General features: G+C 74.3%; 15 protein-coding genes. 8 read left to right on the top strand and 7 right to left on the bottom strand.

The window, feature by feature from the left end; all coding sequences use genetic code 11:
- Nucleotides 1–2 precede the first annotated feature (2 nt).
- Nucleotides 3–1,460 (bottom strand): NCS2 family permease, encoded by a 1,458-nt coding sequence (locus B1H29_RS20810; RefSeq protein ID WP_055417491.1) that lies wholly within the window; start codon nt 1,458–1,460, stop codon nt 3–5.
- A 179-nt stretch (nt 1,461–1,639) separates the two neighbouring features.
- On the opposite strand from B1H29_RS20810, the gene B1H29_RS20805 reads away from it, so the two are divergent.
- Both B1H29_RS20805 and B1H29_RS20800 read left to right on the top strand, forming a co-directional pair.
- Nucleotides 1,640–1,894: a DUF2530 domain-containing protein gene (locus B1H29_RS20805; RefSeq protein WP_055417492.1), complete on the top strand. Its 255-nt coding sequence runs from the start codon at nt 1,640–1,642 to the stop codon at nt 1,892–1,894.
- A 160-nt stretch (nt 1,895–2,054) separates the two neighbouring features.
- A complete protein-coding gene (locus B1H29_RS20800; RefSeq protein ID WP_055417493.1) occupies nt 2,055–4,457 on the top strand; it encodes a cation-translocating P-type ATPase in 2,403 nt (800 codons plus the stop codon).
- 142 nt (nt 4,458–4,599) lie between these two features.
- Here B1H29_RS20800 and B1H29_RS20795 read toward each other — a convergent pair whose 3' ends face one another.
- Together B1H29_RS20795 and B1H29_RS20790 are read right to left on the bottom strand one after the other, a co-directional pair.
- Nucleotides 4,600–7,722: a sacsin N-terminal ATP-binding-like domain-containing protein gene (locus B1H29_RS20795; RefSeq protein WP_055417494.1), complete on the bottom strand. Its 3,123-nt coding sequence runs from the start codon at nt 7,720–7,722 to the stop codon at nt 4,600–4,602.
- Nucleotides 7,723–7,888: 166 nt separating this feature from the next.
- Nucleotides 7,889–8,815, bottom strand: coding sequence for a DUF3027 domain-containing protein (locus B1H29_RS20790; RefSeq protein ID WP_055417495.1), 927 nt, complete (start codon nt 8,813–8,815; stop codon nt 7,889–7,891).
- Between the two features lie 344 nt (nt 8,816–9,159).
- Here B1H29_RS20790 and B1H29_RS20785 point away from each other — a divergent pair, with 344 nt between their 5' ends.
- Genes B1H29_RS20785 through B1H29_RS20770 form a run of 4 tightly spaced genes read left to right on the top strand, consistent with a single transcriptional unit; the run spans nt 9,160 to nt 12,709 of the window.
- Complete coding sequence (locus B1H29_RS20785; RefSeq protein ID WP_055417496.1) at nt 9,160–10,551, top strand: MFS transporter; 1,392 nt, start codon at nt 9,160–9,162, stop codon at nt 10,549–10,551.
- A gap of 58 nt (nt 10,552–10,609) precedes the next feature.
- Entirely contained in the window at nt 10,610–11,122 is a 513-nt protein-coding gene (locus tag B1H29_RS20780; RefSeq protein WP_079160351.1) for a DUF2771 domain-containing protein, read from the top strand.
- A gap of 11 nt (nt 11,123–11,133) precedes the next feature.
- Entirely contained in the window at nt 11,134–11,841 is a 708-nt protein-coding gene (locus tag B1H29_RS20775) for a futalosine hydrolase (protein WP_055417498.1), read from the top strand.
- Nucleotides 11,831–12,709 (top strand): 1,4-dihydroxy-6-naphthoate synthase, encoded by an 879-nt coding sequence (locus B1H29_RS20770; RefSeq protein WP_055417499.1) that lies wholly within the window; start codon nt 11,831–11,833, stop codon nt 12,707–12,709. The genes B1H29_RS20775 and B1H29_RS20770 overlap by 11 nt, the downstream gene beginning before the upstream one ends.
- A gap of 24 nt (nt 12,710–12,733) precedes the next feature.
- Here B1H29_RS20770 and B1H29_RS39875 read toward each other — a convergent pair whose 3' ends face one another.
- On the bottom strand, nt 12,734–13,117 hold the full coding sequence (locus B1H29_RS39875; protein WP_053132946.1) for a cold-shock protein: 384 nt from the start codon (nt 13,115–13,117) through the stop codon (nt 12,734–12,736).
- Nucleotides 13,118–13,279: 162 nt separating this feature from the next.
- Here B1H29_RS39875 and B1H29_RS20760 point away from each other — a divergent pair, with 162 nt between their 5' ends.
- The gene (locus tag B1H29_RS20760) at nt 13,280–13,552 is read left to right on the top strand and encodes a hypothetical protein (protein WP_055417500.1); all 273 of its coding nucleotides are present in this window, start codon (nt 13,280–13,282) and stop codon (nt 13,550–13,552) included.
- Here the strand turns inward: B1H29_RS20760 and B1H29_RS20755 are convergent.
- The 3 genes from B1H29_RS20755 to B1H29_RS20740 form a co-directional block, all read right to left on the bottom strand.
- Nucleotides 13,507–14,163 (bottom strand): HAD family hydrolase, encoded by a 657-nt coding sequence (locus B1H29_RS20755; RefSeq protein WP_079160350.1) that lies wholly within the window; start codon nt 14,161–14,163, stop codon nt 13,507–13,509. The genes B1H29_RS20760 and B1H29_RS20755 overlap by 46 nt on opposite strands.
- A gap of 616 nt (nt 14,164–14,779) precedes the next feature.
- Nucleotides 14,780–15,858 (bottom strand): IS630 family transposase gene (locus B1H29_RS40215; protein WP_432280061.1). Its coding sequence is split into 2 segments (ribosomal slippage): nt 14,780–15,357 and nt 15,357–15,858, totalling 1,080 coding nucleotides; the frame shifts between segments, so codons are not numbered across the junction.
- Between the two features lie 437 nt (nt 15,859–16,295).
- Nucleotides 16,296–17,333 carry a hypothetical protein gene (locus tag B1H29_RS20740; RefSeq protein ID WP_055417504.1) on the bottom strand — a complete coding sequence of 346 codons (1,038 nt, stop codon included), beginning with the start codon at nt 17,331–17,333 and terminating at the stop codon, nt 16,296–16,298.
- 131 nt (nt 17,334–17,464) lie between these two features.
- Here B1H29_RS20740 and B1H29_RS20735 point away from each other — a divergent pair, with 131 nt between their 5' ends.
- Entirely contained in the window at nt 17,465–20,041 is a 2,577-nt protein-coding gene (locus B1H29_RS20735) for a helicase C-terminal domain-containing protein (RefSeq protein WP_055417505.1), read from the top strand.
- Nucleotides 20,042–20,481: the final 440 nt, after the last annotated feature.

Raw genomic sequence — 20,481 nt, 5'->3', positions numbered from 1 at the left:
GGTCAGGTGAGACCCAGGGCCGGCATCAGGTAGTAGAAGGCGAACACCGCCGAGACCACGTACATCGTGACCGGGACCTCCCGGCCCCGCCCGGCCGCCAGGCGCAGCACCGAGAAGGTGATGAAGCCCATGCCGATGCCGTTGGTGATCGAGTAGGTGAACGGCATCATCAGCATCGTCACGAAGGCCGGGACGGCGATCGTGAAGTCGGCCCAGTCGATCTCCCGGATCGAGCCGGCCAGGATGAGGAAGCCGACCGCGACCAGCGCCGGGGTGGCCGCCTGGGACGGCACCATGGTGGCGACCGGCGTGAGGAACAGCGCCACGGCGAACAGCGCGCCGGTGACGATGTTCGCGAAACCGGTGCGCGCGCCCTCGCCGACGCCGGCCGTGGACTCCACGAAGCAGGTCGTCGCCGAGGCGGAGCCGGCACCGCCCGCCGCGACCGCGATACCGTCCACGAACAGGACCTTGTTGATGCCCGGCATCTGGCCCTCGCCGTCGGTCAGCTTCGCCTCGTCGCTGACGGCCATGATCGTGCCCATCGCGTCGAAGAAGCACGACAGCAGGACGGTGAAGACGAACAGCACGCCGGTCAGGATGCCGACCTTCCCGAACCCGCCGAACAGGCTGACCTCGCCGACCAGGCCGAAGTCGGGGGTGGCGACGGGGTTGCCGGGCCACTCGGGGGTGGTCAGGCCCCAGGAGGGGATGTCGGCGACCGCGTTGACGACCATCGCGACGACGGTCATCACGACGATGGAGATCAGGATCGCGCCGGGGGTCCTGCGGACGATCAGCGCCAGGGTCAGCAGCACACCGAGGGCGAAGACCAGCACCGGCCAGCCGAGCAGATGACCGCCGGTGCCCAACTGGAGGGGGACGGTGGTCTGGGCGGCGTCCGGCATCCGGGTGACGAACCCGGAGTCGACGAGGCCGATCAGCATGATGAACAGGCCGATACCGATGGCGATGGCCTTGCGCAGACCGTAGGGCACGGCGTTCATCACGCGCTCCCGCAGGCCCGTGGCGACCAGCAGCATGACGATGAAACCGGCCAGCACCACCATGCCCATGGCGTCCGGCCAGGACATCCGCGGGGCGAGCTGGAGGGCGACGACGGAGTTCACGCCGAGGCCGGCGGCGAGCGCGATCGGGACGTTGCCGATGACGCCCATCAGGAGCGTGGTGAACGCCGCCGTCAGGGCGGTCGCGGTGACCAACTGACCGTTGTCGAGCTGGTGGCCGTACATGTCCTTCGCGCTGCCCAGGATGATCGGGTTCAGCACGATGATGTAGGCCATCGCGAAGAAGGTGGCGAGACCGCCCCGGATCTCCCGGGGCAGCGTGCTGCCGCGCTCGGAGATCCTGAAGTAGCGGTCGAGGCCGTTTCGCGGGGGACGCCTGTCTTCGGGCGACTCGGGGGACGGGGGGACCTGGGCGGAGGCCGAGGTGGACATGCGGGACCTCATCACCAACAGGTTCCCCCACGGCCTTATTGGTGTTTTCTACGAATGAAAGCGGTCAGAGACAAACGGATTCAGTATGAACGTATGAGCCCCCGAGCGCTATCTCCGCGCGTAGACCCGTGGGGTGCGGTTCGGTGAACACGCGGGCGGCCTCCTCGTAAGCTGTACGCATGACGAAGTGGACACCCACGCACGAGGCGCCGGAGCCCCTGGAGGGCCCCGTGGTGTCGACCATCATCGGCGGCACCGTCCTGTGGTTCGTCCTCTTCCTCGTGCAGTTGCCGTTCTACGGCTGGTTCGAGGACCACGGGCACACCTGGTGGGTGTGGACCTGCCTGGCCGGCGCCGGGCTCGGCCTGATCGGCATCTGGTACGTACGCAGGCGCGAGGCCGCACTCGAGCGGGCGGAGCACGACACCGCCTGACGCCCGCGCCCCGAGGCCCGCGCCCCGGGTCCCGGGTCCGACATACCGGTGCCCTCCGTAGTACCAGGGCATCACCGGGCGGATCACCCCCTCCTACGCAGGTCGGATCTTCCCCGCACGCGGCGGGTGAAGCCGTGAGTCCGCACGTACCGTCGATCGCATGACGCATCTCGACGCGGGCGACCGACTCGGACCCGCGGACTCCGTCCACGCCCTCTCCCCGGCGACCGGGCTGACCGCCGCCGGGGTCGCCGAACGGGTCGCGCGCGGTCAGGTCAACGACGTGCCGGTGCGCAGCAGCCGCTCGCCGGCCGACATCGTCCGCGCCAACGTCTTCACCCGGTTCAACGCGATCATCGGCGTGCTCTGGGTGATCATGCTGTTCGTCGCGCCGATCCAGGACAGCCTGTTCGGCTTCGTGATCCTCGCCAACACCGGCATCGGCATCGTCCAGGAGTGGCGGGCGAAGAAGACCCTCGACTCCCTGGCCCTGATCGGCGAGGTCCGGCCGACCGTGCGCCGGGACGGGACGGCCGTCGAGGTCGGCACCTCGGACCTCGTACTGGACGACGTCATCGAGATCGGCCCCGGCGACAAGGTCGTCGTCGACGGGGTGTGCGTCGAGGCGGACGGCCTGGAGATCGACGAGTCCCTGCTGACCGGCGAGGCCGACCCGGTCGTCAAGCAGCCGGGGGACCAGGTCATGTCCGGCAGCTTCGTGGTCGCGGGCGGCGGCGCGTTCCAGGCGACGAAGGTGGGGCGCGAGGCGTACGCCGCGCAGCTCGCCGAGGAGGCATCCCGCTTCACCCTGGTCCAGTCCGAGCTGCGCTCCGGCATCTCCACGATCCTGAAGTACGTCACCTGGATGATGGTCCCGAGCGCGATCGGCCTGATCCTCAGCCAGTTGGTCGCCAAGGACAACGAACTGGACGACTCCGTCGCGCGGACGGTCGGCGGCATCGTGCCCATGGTCCCCGAGGGCCTCGTCCTGCTCACCTCCGTCGCCTTCGCGATCGGCGTCATCCGCCTCGGCCGCAAGCAGTGCCTCGTCCAGGAACTGCCCGCCATCGAAGGTCTCGCCCGCGTCGACACCGTCTGCCTGGACAAGACCGGCACCCTCACCGAGGGCGGCGTGGACGTCACCGAACTGCGCCCGCTCGACGGTGCCGACGAGGGGTACGTCCGCACGGTGCTCGGCGCCCTCGGCGAGTCCGACCCGCGTCCGAACGCCTCCCTGCGGGCGATCGTCGACGCCTACCCGGTCGGCGAGTTCACCGAGGAGTGGCGCTGCACGGAGTCGCTGCCCTTCTCCTCCGCCCGCAAGTACAGCGGCGCCGCCTTCAGCGAGGGCGACGGCGTCTCCAGCACCTGGCTGCTGGGCGCGCCCGACGTGCTGCTGGCCGAGGACCATCCCGCCCTCGCCGAGACCACCCTCCTCAACGAGCGGGGCCTGCGGGTGCTGCTGCTCGCCCGCGCCACCCGCGACCTGGACGACCCCCGGGTGGCCGAGGACGTCACGCCCACCGCCCTGGTCGTCCTGGAGCAGCGGCTGCGCCCGGACGCCGCCGACACCCTGCGCTACTTCGCCGACCAGGACGTCCGCGCCAAGGTCATCTCCGGCGACAACGCGGTGTCGGTCGGCGCGGTGGCCGCCAAGCTCGGGCTGTCCGGCGCGACCGTCGACGCGCGCCGGCTGCCCGCCGAACGGGAGGAGATGGCCGAGGCGCTCGACGGGGGCACGGTCTTCGGGCGGGTCACGCCGCAGCAGAAGCGGGACATGGTGGGCGCCCTCCAGTCGCGCGGCCACACGGTCGCGATGACCGGCGACGGGGTGAACGACGTCCTCGCACTCAAGGACGCCGACATCGGCGTGGCGATGGGCTCGGGGTCGGAGGCCACCCGGGCGGTCGCGCAGATCGTGCTGCTCGACAACAGCTTCGCCACACTGCCGTCGGTGGTGGCCGAGGGCCGCCGGGTCATCGGCAACATCACCCGGGTCGCGACCCTGTTCCTGGTGAAGACCGTGTACTCGGTGCTGCTGGCGATCCTGGTGGTCTGCTCGCAGGTCGAGTACCCGTTCCTGCCCCGGCACCTCACGCTGCTCTCCACGCTCACCATCGGCGTCCCGGCCTTCTTCCTCGCCCTCGCCCCGAACAAGGAGCGGGCCAAGCCGCACTTCGTACGGCGCGTGATGCGGTACGCGATCCCGGGCGGGGCGGTGGCCGGGGTGGCGACCTTCGCGACGTACCTCCTCGCCCGGCAGCACTACGCGGGTCCGGGGGCGCTGGACGCGGAGACGAGCGCGGCGACGCTGACGCTGTTCCTGACCTCGATGTGGGTGCTGGCGATCGTCGCCCGCCCCTACACCTGGTGGCGGGTGGTGCTGGTGGCGGCGATGGGCGCGGCCTTCCTGGTGGTGCTGGTGGTGCCGTGGCTCCAGGACTTCTTCGCGCTGAAGCTGGTGGGCGTGACGATGCCGTGGACCGCCGTCGGCATCGCGGCGGTGGCGGCGACCGTGCTGGAACTTCTGTGGAGGTGGGTCGACCGCCGCGTACCGGCCTAGCCGGAATGCCGGGCGGTTCCGGCGCGGGGAGGACACCCGGTCCGAAAAGCGTGAGCATTCCGGCGCCAAGTGTCCTCGCGGCGCTCATCTGAGCGTACGGAGGACACTCGGCCGCCAAGTGCTCACGTCCGCGACGAAGGCCCTAGTCGAACCACCGGTCCCGGGCCATTTCCTCGGTGCGCGACTCGTCCTCCAGCAGTGCCGCGACCTCGAAGCGGCGCGGCCACTGACCGGCCGCCCAGGCGAGCCCGGCGGCGACGCCCTCCAGCGTCGCGGCGTGCAGCACTCCGTCGTCCGTCAGCCGCCAGTCGATCTCCACTCCGTCGACGACCAGCTCCTCGTGCTCCGTGTACGACGCGGGGGTCCGCGCCCCGAGCAGCACCCGCACCGGCTCGGGTACGTCGTGCTCGGTGCCCTCGGAGTCCACCCCGCCGGTGACGGACTCGCTCAGCCGCCGCACCTGGAACAGCTCCGCCAGCTCGGCGGCCCGGGCCGGCCGTACGGGCAGCAGCGGCACGCCCGAGGTGAAGGGCAGCAGGTCCGGCGAGTCCACCACCACGGCGTCGGCGGCGTCCACCACCGCCACCCGGCCGTCGACCACGGCCCGCACCTCGTCCGGCAGGGTGACCTGTTCCGGGTCCAGCTCGGCCAGCGCGCCGTACAGGGCGTGCAGTTGGGCGGCCGTGACCGGGCGGCCGGGGTCGGCGAGGCGGTCCAGCAGCTCGGCCGCGCCGCCGGGCTCGTCGAGCAGGGCGGCCACCGAGGTGCGTACGCCCAGTGCCCGCAGCACCTGCTCGTCCTCGAAGCCGGTCGCGTCGGCCTCGTCGTACAGGCCGCGCAGCAGCGGGTCGCCGCCCGCCGCGCGCAGACCCGCCGGGCGGCGTCCGCCGAGCACCGGGTGCCCGCGCAGCCACCACGCGGTGTAGGGCCGTACGACCTCGTGGGTGCCGTCGTGCAGCAGGATGCGCACCGGCTGGACCAGCGCGTCCCGCAGCGGCGGCCGCGACAGCAGGGCGAGGGCCTCGGGCCAACGGTCGTCGTCGACCAGGTCCAGGTCGCGCACGGCGACGATCTCGGTGGCGACCGGCGGGACGGGGCTGTCCGGGAAGCGGTCGAGGACGTCCTCGCTCCACACGTCCACGGCGTCCAGCAGGCCCGCGTCGTCCGGTTCGGCGAAGTCGCCCTCGCGGGGCTCCAGTTCGTCCGGGTCCAGGACGACGTCGGTGGCGCGGACCAGCGCGAAGGTGACGAGTACGCCGCAGGCGGCCAGCGGCTCCGCGCCCCACCTCTCGGCCAGCTCCGCGTCCACGGCGGCGAGTTCGTCCTCGCGCATGACCCGGGCGAACGGGCCGCCGGGGAAGACCAGTTCGCCCGCCGGGGAGAGTTCGCCGTCCTCGTCGGGCAGGGCGAGCGCGCCGAGCCAGGGCTCGTCCCCGGCGTCGAGTCCGGCGTCGCGGACCAGACCGAGGACGGTGTCGGCCAGTTCGTCGGCGTCGAGGGCGTCCTCCTCCCAGTTGGTGCCGCCCTCGTCCGCCAGGGACGCGGCGACGGCGGCCCGGACCTGCGGGGTGGTGAGCACGGCGCGCGGGGTGGCCGGGAGGGCGCCGAGCTTCTCCAGGAGGCCGTGGGCGGCGTCCGGGTGGGCGACCTTCAGGCCGAGGCGGGTGAGGACCTCCGGGTCGAGGGAGGCGGCCTCCGCGGAGGGCAGGAGCACCTGGCGGGGCCCGATGGTGGTGCGGCCGTCCGCCAGGGGGACGGGCAGGCCGGACAGCCGGTCGGGGTCTACCCCGGCGAGGCTGTCGTAGAGCCGCCGCCACCAGCCGGGGGCCTTCTCCAGCCCCGCCAGCCGGTCGATCGCGTCGGCCAGCGGCACCCGGGCCACCCCGAGCGTGCGCAGCTCCGCGCGGCGCTCCAGCCCGGCGGGGAGCAGGGTCGGCAGCACCTCGGCGAGGACGCGCACGGTCTCGGTGCCCGCGCCCTCCACCACCTCGGCGTCGCGGGGGCGCAGCGACTCGGGCAGGTCGGGGTCGTCCTCGCGCGGCCCGGCGGCGGGCGGCAGGAACGAGGTGCGCGGCAGCCGTTCGAGGATCGCCTGCCGCAGCGCCCCGTCCAGCTCGCCCTTGCCCAGCGGGCCGGGTACGAGGTCGATGAGGCCGGCGGCGACCGGGCGCCAGTCGGCGAGCAGCCCCGCGTAGGCGTCCGCCGCGCGTTCCGTCAGGAAGTCGGTCAGCGGGCCGCGCGCGGCGTGCCGGCGGGTGGAGTCCAGCGGGAAGGAGGCGATGAGCAGCGCGGGCACGCCGAGGGGCTCGTCACTGGGCGTGGGCGCGTGGACGACGGGGCTGGTGCGGGGCCGCGCGGGGCCGCCGTCGGCGTCCACGGGCACCGCCCACGTCACCGACCAGTGGGGGCGCAGCCGCTCCTCCACGGGCCGGTCGGCGAGGAGGCCGGGGGTGAGGGGGCCGTGCGCGGCGGCGGTGCGCCAGCGGGTGACACCTTCCCGGGAGTCCTCGACGACGGTCAGGTCGCCCTCGGCGCGGCGCGACAGCGTGCGCGCGTCGTCGGCCACCTCCACCACGACCTCCTCGAGGCCCGGCAGGGCGAGGAGCAGGGCGTCGTCCACGGCGTGCAGGAGCCGTTCGGCGAGGTCGGCGGCGGCCGTGTCGCGCAACGGGAGGATGACGGCCGTGTCGTACGGGTCGGGGGCGGTGCCCTCGGCCGGGAACGGCAGCCGCAGCAGCGGGACGTGTCCGTCGCGGCGCCGGACCTCGTCCCCCAGGCCGGGACTGTGCCGCGCGGTGTCGGCGGCCAGGCCCCGGGCCTCGACCAGGGACCAGCGCACCCCGCCGTGCCGGCCGACGACGGCGGGCTCGTCGGTGACGGCCAGGACGGCGGCGAAGCCGACCCCGAACCGGCCGACCGTGCTGTCCCCGGCGTCCCGCTTGGCGGAGGCGCGCAGGGTGGACAGCGACTCGACGCCGGCCGCGTCCAGCGGGGCGCCGGTGTTGGCGGCGACCAGCACACCGTCGCGCAGGGTGAGACGGAGCCGGCCGGGCACACCGGCCCGTGCGGCGGCGTCGGCGGCGTTCTGCGCCAGCTCGACGACCAGCCGGTCGCGGTAGCCGCCGAGGACGAGGTCCTCCTCCGCGTTGGCGTCCTCACGGAAGCGGGCCGGGCTCGTCGCCCAGGCGTCCAGCACCCCGCGCCGCAGACGTGCCGTACCGAACGGATCGGCGCCCTCGGCGGCAGGCCGCACGAACATGCTCACGGTGACTCTCCTCATCGACGGACCACGAAGGTACCGCCTCACCCGGCCCGCCCGGCGCTCGAGGACGAGGCCGTCAGAGGCCGTCAAGGCCGAAAGGGGGTGCGGGGGCGAGGCCCCCCGGGGGCCAGGGGCCACCCGCGCCCGCGCCGGTCCTCACCGGCGCGCTCTACGAATGCCCCAGCTCCGCCGACGCCTCGTCCTCGGTCACCGGGACCGAACCGGAGTCCGACGCCGGCCGCAGCGGGAACGGGTCCACCCGCGTCTCGTCGATCACCGGCGGAGCCACCCGCGGCGGCTTCGGCATGACCGCGGCCTCGGAGTGCCCACCGCACCCGTAGGCCAGCGACACCACCCGGCCGTCCGCCGGAGAGAACTCGTTGGCGCACACTCCGAAGGCCTGCCCCAGCGAGCCGCCGATACGCGCCAGGAAGCCGCAGCTCACGCAGGACGCGGGGGCTGCCTGGGCCATCGCGGTCTTCGGGCCGAAGTCCTCCTCCCAGCGGTCCGCGGCGACATGCAGCCCGTACCTGGAGAGCACCCGCGTGCGGCGCAGGCCCAGTTCCTCGGCGACGGCCGAGATCGTGCCGCGGGCCGGGACGGTGGACAGCTCGGCGGCCGGCCCGGCCGTGACCTCGGCGTCCTCCGCCTCCACCAGGTCGGCCATCTCGTGGGAGACGGCGGAGTTCGGCGGCGGCTCGTCCTCGCCCGTCCAGCCGGGCTCCAGCCGGAGGTCCTCCGCGTCGGTCGGCAGCAGGTCGCCGGGGCCCATGTCGCCGGGGCGCAGCCGCTCACTCCACGGCACCCACTCGGGGGCGAGGAGGGCGTCCGGGCCGGGCAGCAGCACCGCCTCGTCCACCGTGACGATCTTGGCGCGGGAGGCGCGGGCCACGGTCACGGCCCAGCGCCAGCCGCGGTACCCCAGCTCCTTGCAGGCGAAGTAGTGCGTGACGACCCGGTCGCCCTCCGACACCAGCCCCTCGCGCTCGCCGACGACGCCGGGGGCGGCGGCCTCCTCGGCTGCCGCGCGGGCGAGGTCGACGGCCTCGGCGCACAGACGGTCAGGGGTGCGGCTTCGCGTTGTCGCTGCGCTCACAGGTATCGCTTCTCTCCATACGCCGTCTCACGAGTGCGCCGCTGCCTGCGAGGGGCGGACGGAGCGGACCTGTGGACCGCGTCGACGTCCGCGCCCGATCGCGCTCGGGCACACCTACGTCATCCATTCTGCGGGATGGCCGTAAGGCGCGCGGCCGAGAACGTTCGCCACGGCGCGCTAGGCACGCTACCTGCTCATGTGCGCTGGGCCTACACCGACGGGACTTTCGGCGGGGTACGGTCCCGGGTTCCCGGGTGCCGTCGGCGCCGGTGTCACCCGACTCGATCACCGCCATCCGCGTCGTATCGACGCTATAGCCCCCGCTCTCGGGGCACTATGACGGGGTGGCAGCCGCACGGACGGACTTCAGGGGCGGGAGCCGGAGGCGCGGCCCCGGCTCCCGGTTCCGCGCGGTCGGCCGGGTCCTGCGCCTGCCGGTGACCAAGACCGCGCGCGGCATCCGCCGGGCGACGCACGCGCACGGGGCGGGCGAGTCCGGCCTCGGCAAGCTGATCGAGCTGCACGGGGTGAACGGCGCCGGCGATGTCATGATCACCGTAGCCCTCGCCTCCACCGTCTTCTTCTCCGTCCCCACCGACGAGGCACGCGGCCGGGTCGCGCTCTACCTCGCCATCACCATGGCGCCGTTCACGCTCCTCGCGCCGGTGATCGGCCCGCTCCTGGACCGCCTGCCGCACGGCCGCCGCGCGGCGATGGCGGCCGCGATGGGCGCCCGGGCGCTGCTCGCGCTGGTGCTGTCCGGGGCGGTGATCGGCGGCAGCATCGAGCTGTATCCGGCCGCGCTCGGGGTGCTGGTCGCCTCGAAGGCGTACGGCGTGGTCAGAAGCGCGGTGGTGCCGCGGCTGCTGCCGCCCCGTTTCTCCCTGGTGAAGGCGAACTCGCGGGTCACGCTGTGCGGGCTGCTGGCCACCGGCGCCGCCGCGCCGATCGCGGTGGCACTCCAGCAGGTCGGGCCGCGCTGGCCGCTGTACGGCGCTTTCGTGATCTTCGTCGCGGGTACCGTCCTGTCGTTCACGCTGCCGCCGAAGGTGGACTCGGCGCGCGGCGAGGACCGGGCGCTGCTCGCGGCGGACGAGCACCATCTGCACGGGCCGCTGCGCAAGCCGGGCAGGCGCCCGGGGCTGCGCACGGTGGGCCCGGCGGTGACGCACGCGCTGACCGCCAACGCCGGCATCCGCTGCCTGTCCGGCTTCCTGATCTTCTTCCTGGCCTTCCTGCTGCGGGTGCATCCGCTGTCCGGGCAGAGCGCCGCCGTCTCGCTGGGGATCGTCGGCGTCGCGGCCGGTACGGGCAACGCGCTGGGCACGGCGGTCGGGGCCTGGCTGCGGGCGCGGGCACCGGAGATCATCATCGTGACGGTCGTCGCGATCGTGCTGGGCACGGCGGTCACGGCCGCGGTGTTCTTCAGCACCGTGCTGGTGGCGTGCCTGGCCGCGGTCGCCGGGTTCGCGCAGGCGCTGGCCAAGCTGTCCCTGGACGCGCTGATCCAGCGGGACGTGCCCGAGCAGGTCCGCACCTCGGCCTTCGCGCGCTCCGAGACGCTGCTCCAGGTCTCCTGGGTGTTCGGCGGGGCGGTGGGCATCGTGCTGCCGCTGAACGGGACGCTGGGCCTGTCGGTGGCCGCCGCGATCATCGCCGCCGGCTGGCTGACGACCGTACGGGGGCTGGTCGACTCGGCACGGCGCGGGGGACCGGCCCGGCCGGGGGTGGCGTGACCACGCCACGCCGTACCCAGGTGGGGGGAGGACCGGAGGCGCCGTATAGCCTTCGGCCATGACCACGTTGCCCCGCGGCGCAGCCGCTGATCAACACGGCGCTGTGCGTCGCCGCCGCGCCGTCGCCGCCGCCGGCGCCGTTTCCGCCGGATTGCTCCTGCTCTCCGCCTGCGACCAGCCGACGCCCATGGCCACGGTCACGGTCGGCAGTGACTCGGTCAGCTCCGATGCCACCTGTGGCGGCGAGGGCGAGACCCTGGAGACCGCCGAGATCCAGAAGTGCCTGCAGAAGGACGACGTCGAGTCCATCACGGTCAACCCCGACGACACGGTGCGCTTCGGCGTGGACCCGGAGGTCGCGGACGAGCGCTGGACGATCCTGATGAACGGTCAGCAGCTCACCGACGACACGGACAACACGTACCGGACGGTCCCGGGCAGCGTGTTCTTCAACGCCCAGTACGGCGCCCAGGGGGACTCGACGCTCGTCACCATCAAGGCCGGCGACGGCAAGGACGACAGCGAGGAGGCCACCGGTCTGTGGTCCTTCAAGCTGAAGAAGGACGACTGACCACGTCCTCCGTGCGCGTCCTCGTGGCCACCGCGGCCCCCGTCGAACGGGACGCGGTGGCTCGGGCGTTCCCGGGCCCGGGTGCGCAGGTGCCTCGCCCCGGGGTCGCCCTCCACCGGCTCCCGGGCGGCTGGGACCTGCTGGCGGCCGGTGTCGGCCCCGCACTCGCCGCCGCCTCCACCGCCGCCGCCCTGACCGCCGCGGCCCTCGACTCCGCGCCCTACGGCCTGGTCGTCTCGACCGGCATCGGCGGCGGCTTCGCGCCCGGGGCGCCCGTCGGCTCGCTCGTCGTCGCCGACGAGATCACCGCGGCCGACCTGGGGGCCGAGACCGCCGACGGTTTCCTGCCGGTCACCGAACTCGGCTTCGGGACCGTCACCCATCATCCGCCGGCCGGCCTCGTCGCCGCCGTGGCCACCGCGACCGGGGCCCGCCCCGGCACCGTCCTGACCGGGTCCACCGTCACCGGCACCGCCGAACGCGCCGCGCTGCTGCGCACCCGCCACCCGCGCGCGCTGGCCGAGGCCATGGAGGGCTTCGGCGTCGCCGAGGCCGCCGCCGCGCACGGGGTACCCGTGCTGGAGCTGCGCGCGGTCTCCAACCCGGTCGGCCCGCGCGACCGCGCCGCCTGGCGGGTCGGCGACGCGCTCGGAGCGCTGACGGACGCCTTCGGGAAGCTCGCACCCGTCCTCAGGAGTTGGAACCCACATGACCGCTGAGCCCTTGCAGATCGCGTACTCCCCCTGCCCGAACGACACCTTCGTCTTCGACGCCCTCGCCCACGGCCGCGTCCCGGGCGCGCCCGCCGTCGACGTGACGTTCGCGGACATCGACATCACCAACGGCATGGCCGAGCGCGGCGAGTTCGACGTGCTGAAGGTGTCGTACGCCGTGCTGCCGTACGTCCTGGGCGCATACGCCCTGCTGCCCTGCGGGGGCGCGCTGGGCCGGGGCTGCGGGCCGCTGGTGCTGACCCGGGAGGCGGACGCCGGGGGCACCTCCCACGCTTTCGGCAGTGGGGGACTGCGGGGCCGTACGGTCGCGGTGCCGAGCGAGACGTCGACGGCGTACCTGCTGTTCAGGCTGTGGGCGGCGGCCACGGTGCCCGGCGGGGTCGGCGAGATCGTCGTCATGCCGTTCCACGAGATCATGCCGGCCGTGCGGGACGGGAAGGCCGACGCGGGTCTGGTGATCCACGAGGCGCGCTTCACCTACCGGAACTACGGCCTGCACAAGCTCGCCGACATGGGCGAGCACTGGGAGCGGACCACCGGGCTGCCGATCCCGCTCGGCGCGATCATCGCCAAGCGGTCGCTGGGCGAGGAGACGCTGACCCGCCTCGCCGACTCGGTCGTCGCGTCCGTACGCGCGGCCTGGGACGACCCGCAGGTGTCCCGGCCGTACGTCATGGAGCACGCCCAGGAGATGGACCCGGCCGTCGCCGACCAGCACATCGGGCTGTACGTCAACGAGTTCACCGCCGGCCTCGGCGAGGACGGCTACGCGGCGGTCCGGGGCCTGCTCACCCGCGCGGCGGCCGAGGGACTGGTACCGGCCCTCGGCCCGGACGCGCTGGCGTTTCCGTAACTGGTGACGCGTGGGACGCGCGGGTCAGACGTCCAGTTGGTCGGCCACCGCGCGCAGCAGGCCGGCGATCTTCTTGCCGGCCGTCTTCTCGGGGTAACGGCCGCGCTCCAGCATCGGGGTGATGTTCTCCAGGAGGGTGGTCAGGTCCTGGACGATGGAGGCCAGCTCGTCGGGTTTCTTGCGCTGCGCGGCCGCGACCGAGGGGGCCGGGTCCAGCAGGGTGAGGGACAGTGCCTGGTCGCCGCGCTGCCCGGCGACGACGCCGAACTCCACGCGCTGGCCCGGCTTCAGTGCCTCGACTCCGGCGGGGAGGACCGAGGAATGGACGAAGACGTCGCCGCCGTCGTCGCGGGAGAGAAAGCCGAAGCCCTTCTCACTGTTGAACCACTTGACCTTGCCGGTAGGCACGTCTGTCCTCGTCCTCGTACTCGTCGGAAAACTGCTCGGAAACGGCTCTTGATAGCACTTGGGCGGGTCGTCCGGACCCGCCGGTACCAAGGCTAATGGTCTTCAGGCCGGTGACAAGACGTCCCCCGGTTGTTCCCCAGGGCTGGGAACTACCCTGGTCGGGTGCGTGACAAAACCCGAACGAATTCCGCCGCGCCCGGTGACGGTCTGATCCGCGCCGGTGCGATCGTCTTCTTCATCGGCACCGTGGCCACTCTGGTCACGGTGGCCCCGCTGTTTCTGGGGACGACGCCCTTTCCCACCTACATGTTCGGCTTGAGCATGCTGATGGGAGTGGGCTTCCTGATCGCCGGTGCGGGGGTGTTCCGGTCGATCGCGGCGGGCCGGGCTCAGGCGCGCTCCGCGGCCCGTCCGTCGGCGTCGCCGTCGCGGTAGCCCGCGAGCCATTGCGGGAACCGGGTCAGGTCGGCGAGGACCACGTCGGCGCCGGCCGCGCGCAGTTCGTCGGCGCTGCACGGTCCGCTGGCCACGGCCACGGAGTGGGCCCCGGCGGCGCGTGCGCCGCGTACGTCGCCGAGGTGGTCGCCGACGTACACGTCCGCGCCCTGCTCGCGCAGCGCCACGGCCTTCTGCTCGGCCCACAGGTCGCCGATCACGGCGTCCGGCTCGATGCCGAGGTGGGCCAGGTGCAGCTTGGCGTTCGGTTCGTACTTGGCGGTGACGACGATCGCCCGTCCGCCCGCGTCGCGCACGGCCGTTATGGCCTCCCGGGCGCCGGGCAGCGCGGGCGTGGCGGCGACGGCGTACGTCGGGTACATCTCGCGGTACAGGTCGGCGGTGGCCGCGATCTCGTCGGCCGGGAACCAGTTGGCCAGCTCCTCCTCCAGCGGCGGCCCGAGCCGTGTGACGGCCAGGTCGGCGTCGACGTACGTCCCCGTCCGCTCGGTCAGCGCCAGGTAGCAGGCGCGGATGCCGGGTCGTGAGTCGATCAGCGTCATGTCGAGATCGAAGCCGACGGTGAGCGCGGGACGGGTCGAGTAGGCCATGGACCCCATTGTGCCGGGAGCCCCGACGAAACCGGCCCCCCACCGACCCCGGCCCGACCCCACGCCCGGCCCCACGCCGACCCCGACCCGACCCCACACCGGCCCCGGGCCGACCCCACACCGGCCCCGGCCCCGGCCCGACCCCACACCGGCCCCGACCCGACCCCACACCCGGCCCCACGCCGACCTCGACCCGACCCCACACCGGCCCCGGCCCCGGCCCCGGCCCCACACCGGCCCCGGCCCGACCCCACACCGGCCCCGGCCCCGGCCCCGGCCCCACACCCGGCCCCACACCGACCCCGACCCGACCCCACACCGGCCCCGGCCCCGGCCCCGGCCCCACACCGGCCCCGGCCCGACCCCACACCGGCCCCGGCCCCGACCCGACCCCACACCCGGCCCTACGCCCGGCCCCGGCCCGCCGGACGGCTCCGGCGAGCGGCTCCGGCGGGGTGGGCCGCCGACGCGACCGTGCCGCCCGCCCTCGGACCGGCCACCGGTGCCCGACGCGCACGGTGCGGGGGCGGGTGGGCGAGGACGCCACGCCCCCGGTCGACGAGGGCGCCGGGACCGGCCCGGGACGCCACTCCGCCGGAATACTGACTTCGGCTCGTCAGGGTGAGGCAGGTTCGTCGAGAGTCAGGCCGGTGCCGGCTATGAAGCCGTCGAGGGTGCCGGGCCGGTACTGAAGGCGCTTGAGTCGGTTACGGACGAGTGCTTCGAGCCGGTCGAGCGCGACGACGGCGAGGTTGGCCAGGCTGCGTTTGATGTGTGCCCATACCCATTCGACGGGGTTGAGGTCGGGTGAGTAGGCGGGCAGCAGGAACACTGTCAGCCATGCGCGCTCGGCGATCAACTTGCGCATGGCGTGAGAGACGTGGGTGTTGAGGCGGTCCCAGACCAGCACGATAGGTGCCTTGAGGAGCTGGTGGACGCCGTCGACGAGCGCGATGAAGTCACGCTCGCCCATGCTGCGGCGTTTGCCTCTGCCCGCCCGGTGGGCGCGCAGGCGGTGGCACAGCCGGGTACGGGAGCCGGGCCGCATGGCGATCAGTCCGGCCACCGACAGCCGCCCCGAGCGTCGCCCGCTGACGGTCACGACCGGGGTGTGCCCGCGCCGGCCCCAGGTTCGTCCCCGGGGCGGCTTCCGCGTGAACCCTGCTTCGTCCTCGAAGCAGATGTAGCCCCCGCAGGCCGCCCGGGCTCTTTTACCTCCGCCCAGGTCACCTCCTTCCACACGGTGACGGCCCTCTCGTCGCGCTCGGCGACCCGCCGTGCGGGGACCTGCGGGCTGAAGCCGAGCCGGTGCATCAGCCTCGTGGCACCGGAGACGCTGTAGGAGACGTGGAACTTCCGGCCGATCAGCGTGGCCACCCTCGCCGCGGTCCACACCTGGTCCTCCACCCAGCCGTGGGCGGCCGGGCCCTCATCGAGGTACGCAGCCAGTTTCTCCAGACAGCGCGGGGACAGCCGGCAACGGGATCCGCTCGGGCCGCGGGAGGCCAGAGCCTCATGACCACCGTCCCGCCACAGCTGGTGCCACTGGTAGGCCGATTTCAGGCTCACCCGCAGTCGCCGTGCCACCTCCGGCGGCTTGATCTCCTGCTCGAACAGCTCGGCCGCCTGCATCCGCACCGACTCCCGGCGCCGACGTCCCGCAGCGGTCAGCCCGCCCCCATCCGCATATCTCACACACCACGGAATACAGCCACCGCTCCAGACCCATCAGGGACTTCGCAAAGATTCACCCTGGCGAGCCGAAGTCAGTAAGGCCCGCAACGCCACTCCGCCGGGACCGTCCCCGGGCGCCATCCGGCCGGGTCAGGTTCGGGACGCCACTCCACCGCATCGACGCCGCTCCGCCGGATAAGGCCCGCAACGCCACTCCGCCGGGACCGTCCCCGGGACGCCGCTCCACCACAGCAGACCCGCGACGCCACTCCGCCAGGACCGTCCCCGGGCGCCATCCGGCCGGGTCAGGCTCGGGACGCCACTCCACCGCATCGACGCCGCTCCGCCGGATCACCCCGCGACGCCACTCCGCCGAGACCGGACCGGGACGCCGTTCGGCCGGGACCGGCCCGGCGCGCCGTTTCGCCGGGACCGGCCCGGTGCGCCGTTTCGCCGGGTCAGGTCCGGGGGCGGCGGGAGCGCCACAGGAGGTACAGGGCCGTGGCGACGGCGGCGGTGCGCAGGATCCAGGGCCAGGTCTCGGTGACGGCGTCGTTCATGTGGCCCTCGGCGATCGGTTCGCCCCAGCGGCCCTCCGTGCGGCCCCACAGCCACACGACGCCGGCGGCGGCGACCGTGCCGGGCAGACCCAGTACCGCCCACTTCGACTGGGCCGGAGTCAGGCGGCGGGAGAGGTAGGCGATCAGCCAGCCCAGGCCCAGCGGGACGAGGCTGCCGAGGACCGCGCCGGCGACCAGCAGCGCGGCGGCGAGCAGCAGCAGCGGGTTGTTCCAGCCGCCCTCGGGCCACAGACGGGGCAGGCGGCGGCGCGAGGCCCCGCCCGGCTTCCCGGCGACCGGCTCCGCGGCCTCCCCGGCCGCCTCCTCCACCACCTCCGCGGCCGCCTTCCCGGCGGTACCGTCCTCCTTCGCCCCGTCCGCCCCGCCCTTGGCCCGCGGCGGGGGCCTGAGCAGCTCCGGGATCTCCACGCCGCCGACGAACCCCGGCACACTGTCGCCGCCGCCCCCGAACGGGCCGCTGTCCACCCGCCACCAGTCCGGCTGTACGACGCCGCCGTCCCCCAGCTCGTGCGCGCTCGCCAGGTGCGGCGGGGAGGGAGCAGGCGCGGGCGCGGACTCGGGCGCTGCCGGGCGGGGGCGCGGGACGGCGCGCCGCAGGCCCTTGGGCCGGTCCGTCTTCCGCGGCCCGCCCTCCGGCTGAAGGGGGACGGCGGTGGGCGGCGGCACCGACGGCCGCGGGGCACCGCTCGTGCCGCCCGCCGCGTCGACGATGTCGTCCGGGCTGCCGAGCCGGTCCAGGATGCGGCGGACGGCGGCGGGACTGTCCACGGTGGTCCTGGCGCGGTGCCGGTCGATCTCGTCGCGCAGCTCGGAGACCAGCCGCATGCGGGTGGCCGACGGCAACTGCCGTTGCTGGGCCACGTCGCCGACACGGCTCAGGTACTCGTAGACGACCTGGTCGCTCTCGATCCCCACGGACCCCTCCGGGGCGGTGTGTTGTGGTACGCCGTCGCACGAAGGTACCGAATCCTCGCGGGTGCGGCGGACGCGCACCGCGCCACCGCACGCGCACCCCGCCGTCGCACCCACCCGCTAACGTGGACCGGATGAGCACCGAGGAGAAGTCCGCGGCCCCCCGGTCCCTCGCGGAGGCGCTCCGCGTCAGGGACGACGTCTCGCTGGCCGCCCTCCTGCGCAGCCGTCCCGACCTCGTCACCCCCGTGCCCACGGATCTCACGCAGCTCGCCACCCGGGCCGGCACCCGCGCCTCGGTCGTACGGGCGCTGGAGCGGCTGGACCGGTTCACGCTCCAGACGGCGGAGGCGCTGGCGGTGGCGGCGGACCCGGCGCCGTACGACGAGCTGCTCGGGCTCATGGCCGGTGACGAGCGGGACCCCGTCGTCGCGGCGGCCGTGCCGCGGGCGGTCGCCCTGCTGCGCGAGCAGGCCCTGGTGTGGGGTGCCGACGACCGACTGCGGCTGGTGCGCACCGCCCGTGAGCTGCTCGCGCCGTCCCCGCAGCACCCGTCCCCGACGGGGCTCGGTCCCACCGTGCGGGAGGCGACGGCGGGCATGTCGCCGGGCCGGATCCAGGAGATCCTGGCCGCCGTCGGCCTGCCCTCGACCCACGACTCCGTCTCCGCCGTGTCGGCGCTCGGTGCCCTGTTCGCCGACCGGCCCCGGATGGCGGCGCTCCTCGCCGGCCTGCCCGGGGAGTCCCGCGAGGTGCTGGACCGGCTGGTGTGGGGCCCGCCGTACGGCCAGGTCACCCACGATCCGGCGACGCACCTGCGCCGGCTGCTGGACGGCGGCCTGCTGCTGCCGACCGCCCCCGGCACGGTCGTCCTGCCCCGCGAGGTCGCCCTGCACCTGCGCGCGGGCCGCGCGCACCGCACGCCCGAGCCGGTGCCGCCGCCGGTGGAGGCCGCCGCCACGCACCGTCCACAGATCGTGGACGCCACCGCGGCCGGGCAGGCCCTGACGGCGCTGGCGACCGTCGAGGAGCTCCTGAAGGAGTGGGACGAGGGCGGCCCGGCGGTGCTGCGGGCCGGCGGGCTGAGCGTGCGCGACCTGAAGCGGACGGCCGTCGCCCTGGACGTGCCCGAGCCGGTGGCCGCCTTCTGGGTCGAGCTGGCCTACGCGTCCGGACTGATCGCCTCCGACGGGGAGGCCGACGAGCGGTACGCGGCGACCCCGGCGTACGACGAGTGGCGGGAGCTGCCTCCCGCGGAGCGCTGGGCAGGGCTCGCCGGGACGTGGCTGACGGCCACCCGCACGCCGGGTGTGGTGGGCGGGCGGGACGCGAAGGACCGCACGCTCTCGGCGCTGGGCCCGAACCTGGACCGTTCGGCGGCGCCGGAGGTACGGCACCGGGTGCTGGCCCTGCTGGCGGGACTGCCCGAGGGCGCCTCGCCCACCGAGGAGTCGGTGCTGGCCCGGCTGCGCTGGGAGCGTCCGCTGCGCGGGCCCCGGCGGGACGGGCGGGACGGCCAGGACGACGACCTGCGTACGAGGCTCGCCCGGTGGACGCTCTCCGAGGCCGAGCTGCTGGGCATCACCGGGCGCGGCGCGCTGGCGGCGCCGGGGCGGGCGCTGATCGGGGCGCCCGAGTCGGCTCGTCCGGCAAAGGCACCCGAGGCCGCCGAGGGTCCCGGTGACAAACTCCCCGTCCACCACCGCACGCCGCCCGCCCCCGCTCCCCCGAGCCCCGCCGAGCACGCCGCCGCCACCGCGCGGGCCGCCCGGCTGCTGGCGCCGCTGTTCCCCGAGCCGCTGGACCACGTCCTGCTCCAGGCCGACCTGACGGCGGTGGCGCCGGGGCCGCTGGAGCCTGCGCTGGCCGACGTGCTCGGGGTGCTCGCGGACGTGGAGTCGAAGGGCGGGGCGACCGTCTACCGGTTCACGCCGGGCTCGGTGCGCCGCGCGCTGGACGCCGGGCAGACCGCCGCCGACCTGCACGCCTTCCTCGCCCGGCACTCCCGCACGCCGGTGCCGCAGCCGCTCACGTACCTGATCGACGACGTGGCCCGGCGGCACGGGCGGCTGCGGGTGGGCGCGGCCTCGGCGTACGTGCGCTGCGACGACGACGCGACCCTGGACGAGATCCTCGCCGACAAGCGGGCCGCCGGTCTCGGCCTGCGCCGGCTCGCGCCGACCGTGCTGGCCGCGCAGGCCGACCCGGCGGCGCTGCTGGAGGGGCTGCGCGGGATGGGGTTCGCGCCGGCCGCCGAGTCCGCCGCGGGCGATGTGCTGATCGCCCGTGCCGACGCCCGCCGCACGCCGCCGCGGGCGGCACCGGAGCCGGTTCCGGACGGTCCGCCGGTTCCCGACGACACGCTCCTGACGGCGGCGATCCGCGCCGTCCGGGCCGGTGACCTGGCCGCCACGGCCCCGCGCAAGCCGGGCGCCGGGAGCGAGGCGGGCGACGCCCCGGCGGCGGGCGGCCAACTGCCGCGCACGGCTGCCGCCGAGACCCTCGCCACCATGCAGGCGGCCGTCATGACCGGCGAGGCGCTGTGGATCGGCTACGTGAACGCCGAGGGCGCCGCCAGCCAGCGCGTCATCGCGCCGATCCGGGTCGAGGGCGGTTTCGTGACGGCGTACGACCACACGGCGGACGAGGTGCGCACGTATCCGCTGCACCGGGTCACCGGCGTGGCCGAACTCGCCGACGACGCCACGTGAGGTGACGTGCGGCGCGGCCTGCTGTGACGTGGGCCCCCGGGTTTTACGCGTCCCGTCCCGCGATTCCGGTCGCTTGCGCACTTTCGGGCGTACGCGGTGGTTCATGCACGCCACGCCGGGTGATTCGCACCTGAGAGGGAGCTTTCTTCATATTCCGCATCGAGTCGTCGGCGGTCGGGCAGCCACCGGGTGCCCTGCAATCGAACCGAAAGGGAGAACCCGATGCGTACTGCCGTTCGCTGTGTCGCCACCGTCCTGACCTCCACCGCCGCGCTGGTCGCGGCGTTCGCCGCCGAGGCGGCCGCGGTCGGCATCGACCTCGGCGGAGGCCTGACCCTCTGATTCCTGCCTGACCCCTCCGTTTCGGCGTCCCCGTCGGCGGGCCGGGTCCCCAGCCCCCCTGGGCCCGGCCCGCCGCGGGTCCCCCTGGCTCTCTCTCA

It is taken from the genome of Streptomyces pactum (assembly GCF_002005225.1).
Classification (GTDB): Bacteria; Actinomycetota; Actinomycetes; order Streptomycetales; family Streptomycetaceae; genus Streptomyces; species Streptomyces pactum_A.
The sequence above is the reverse complement of the archived record's forward strand: the minus strand, read 5'-3'. Positions and strand labels throughout refer to the sequence as shown.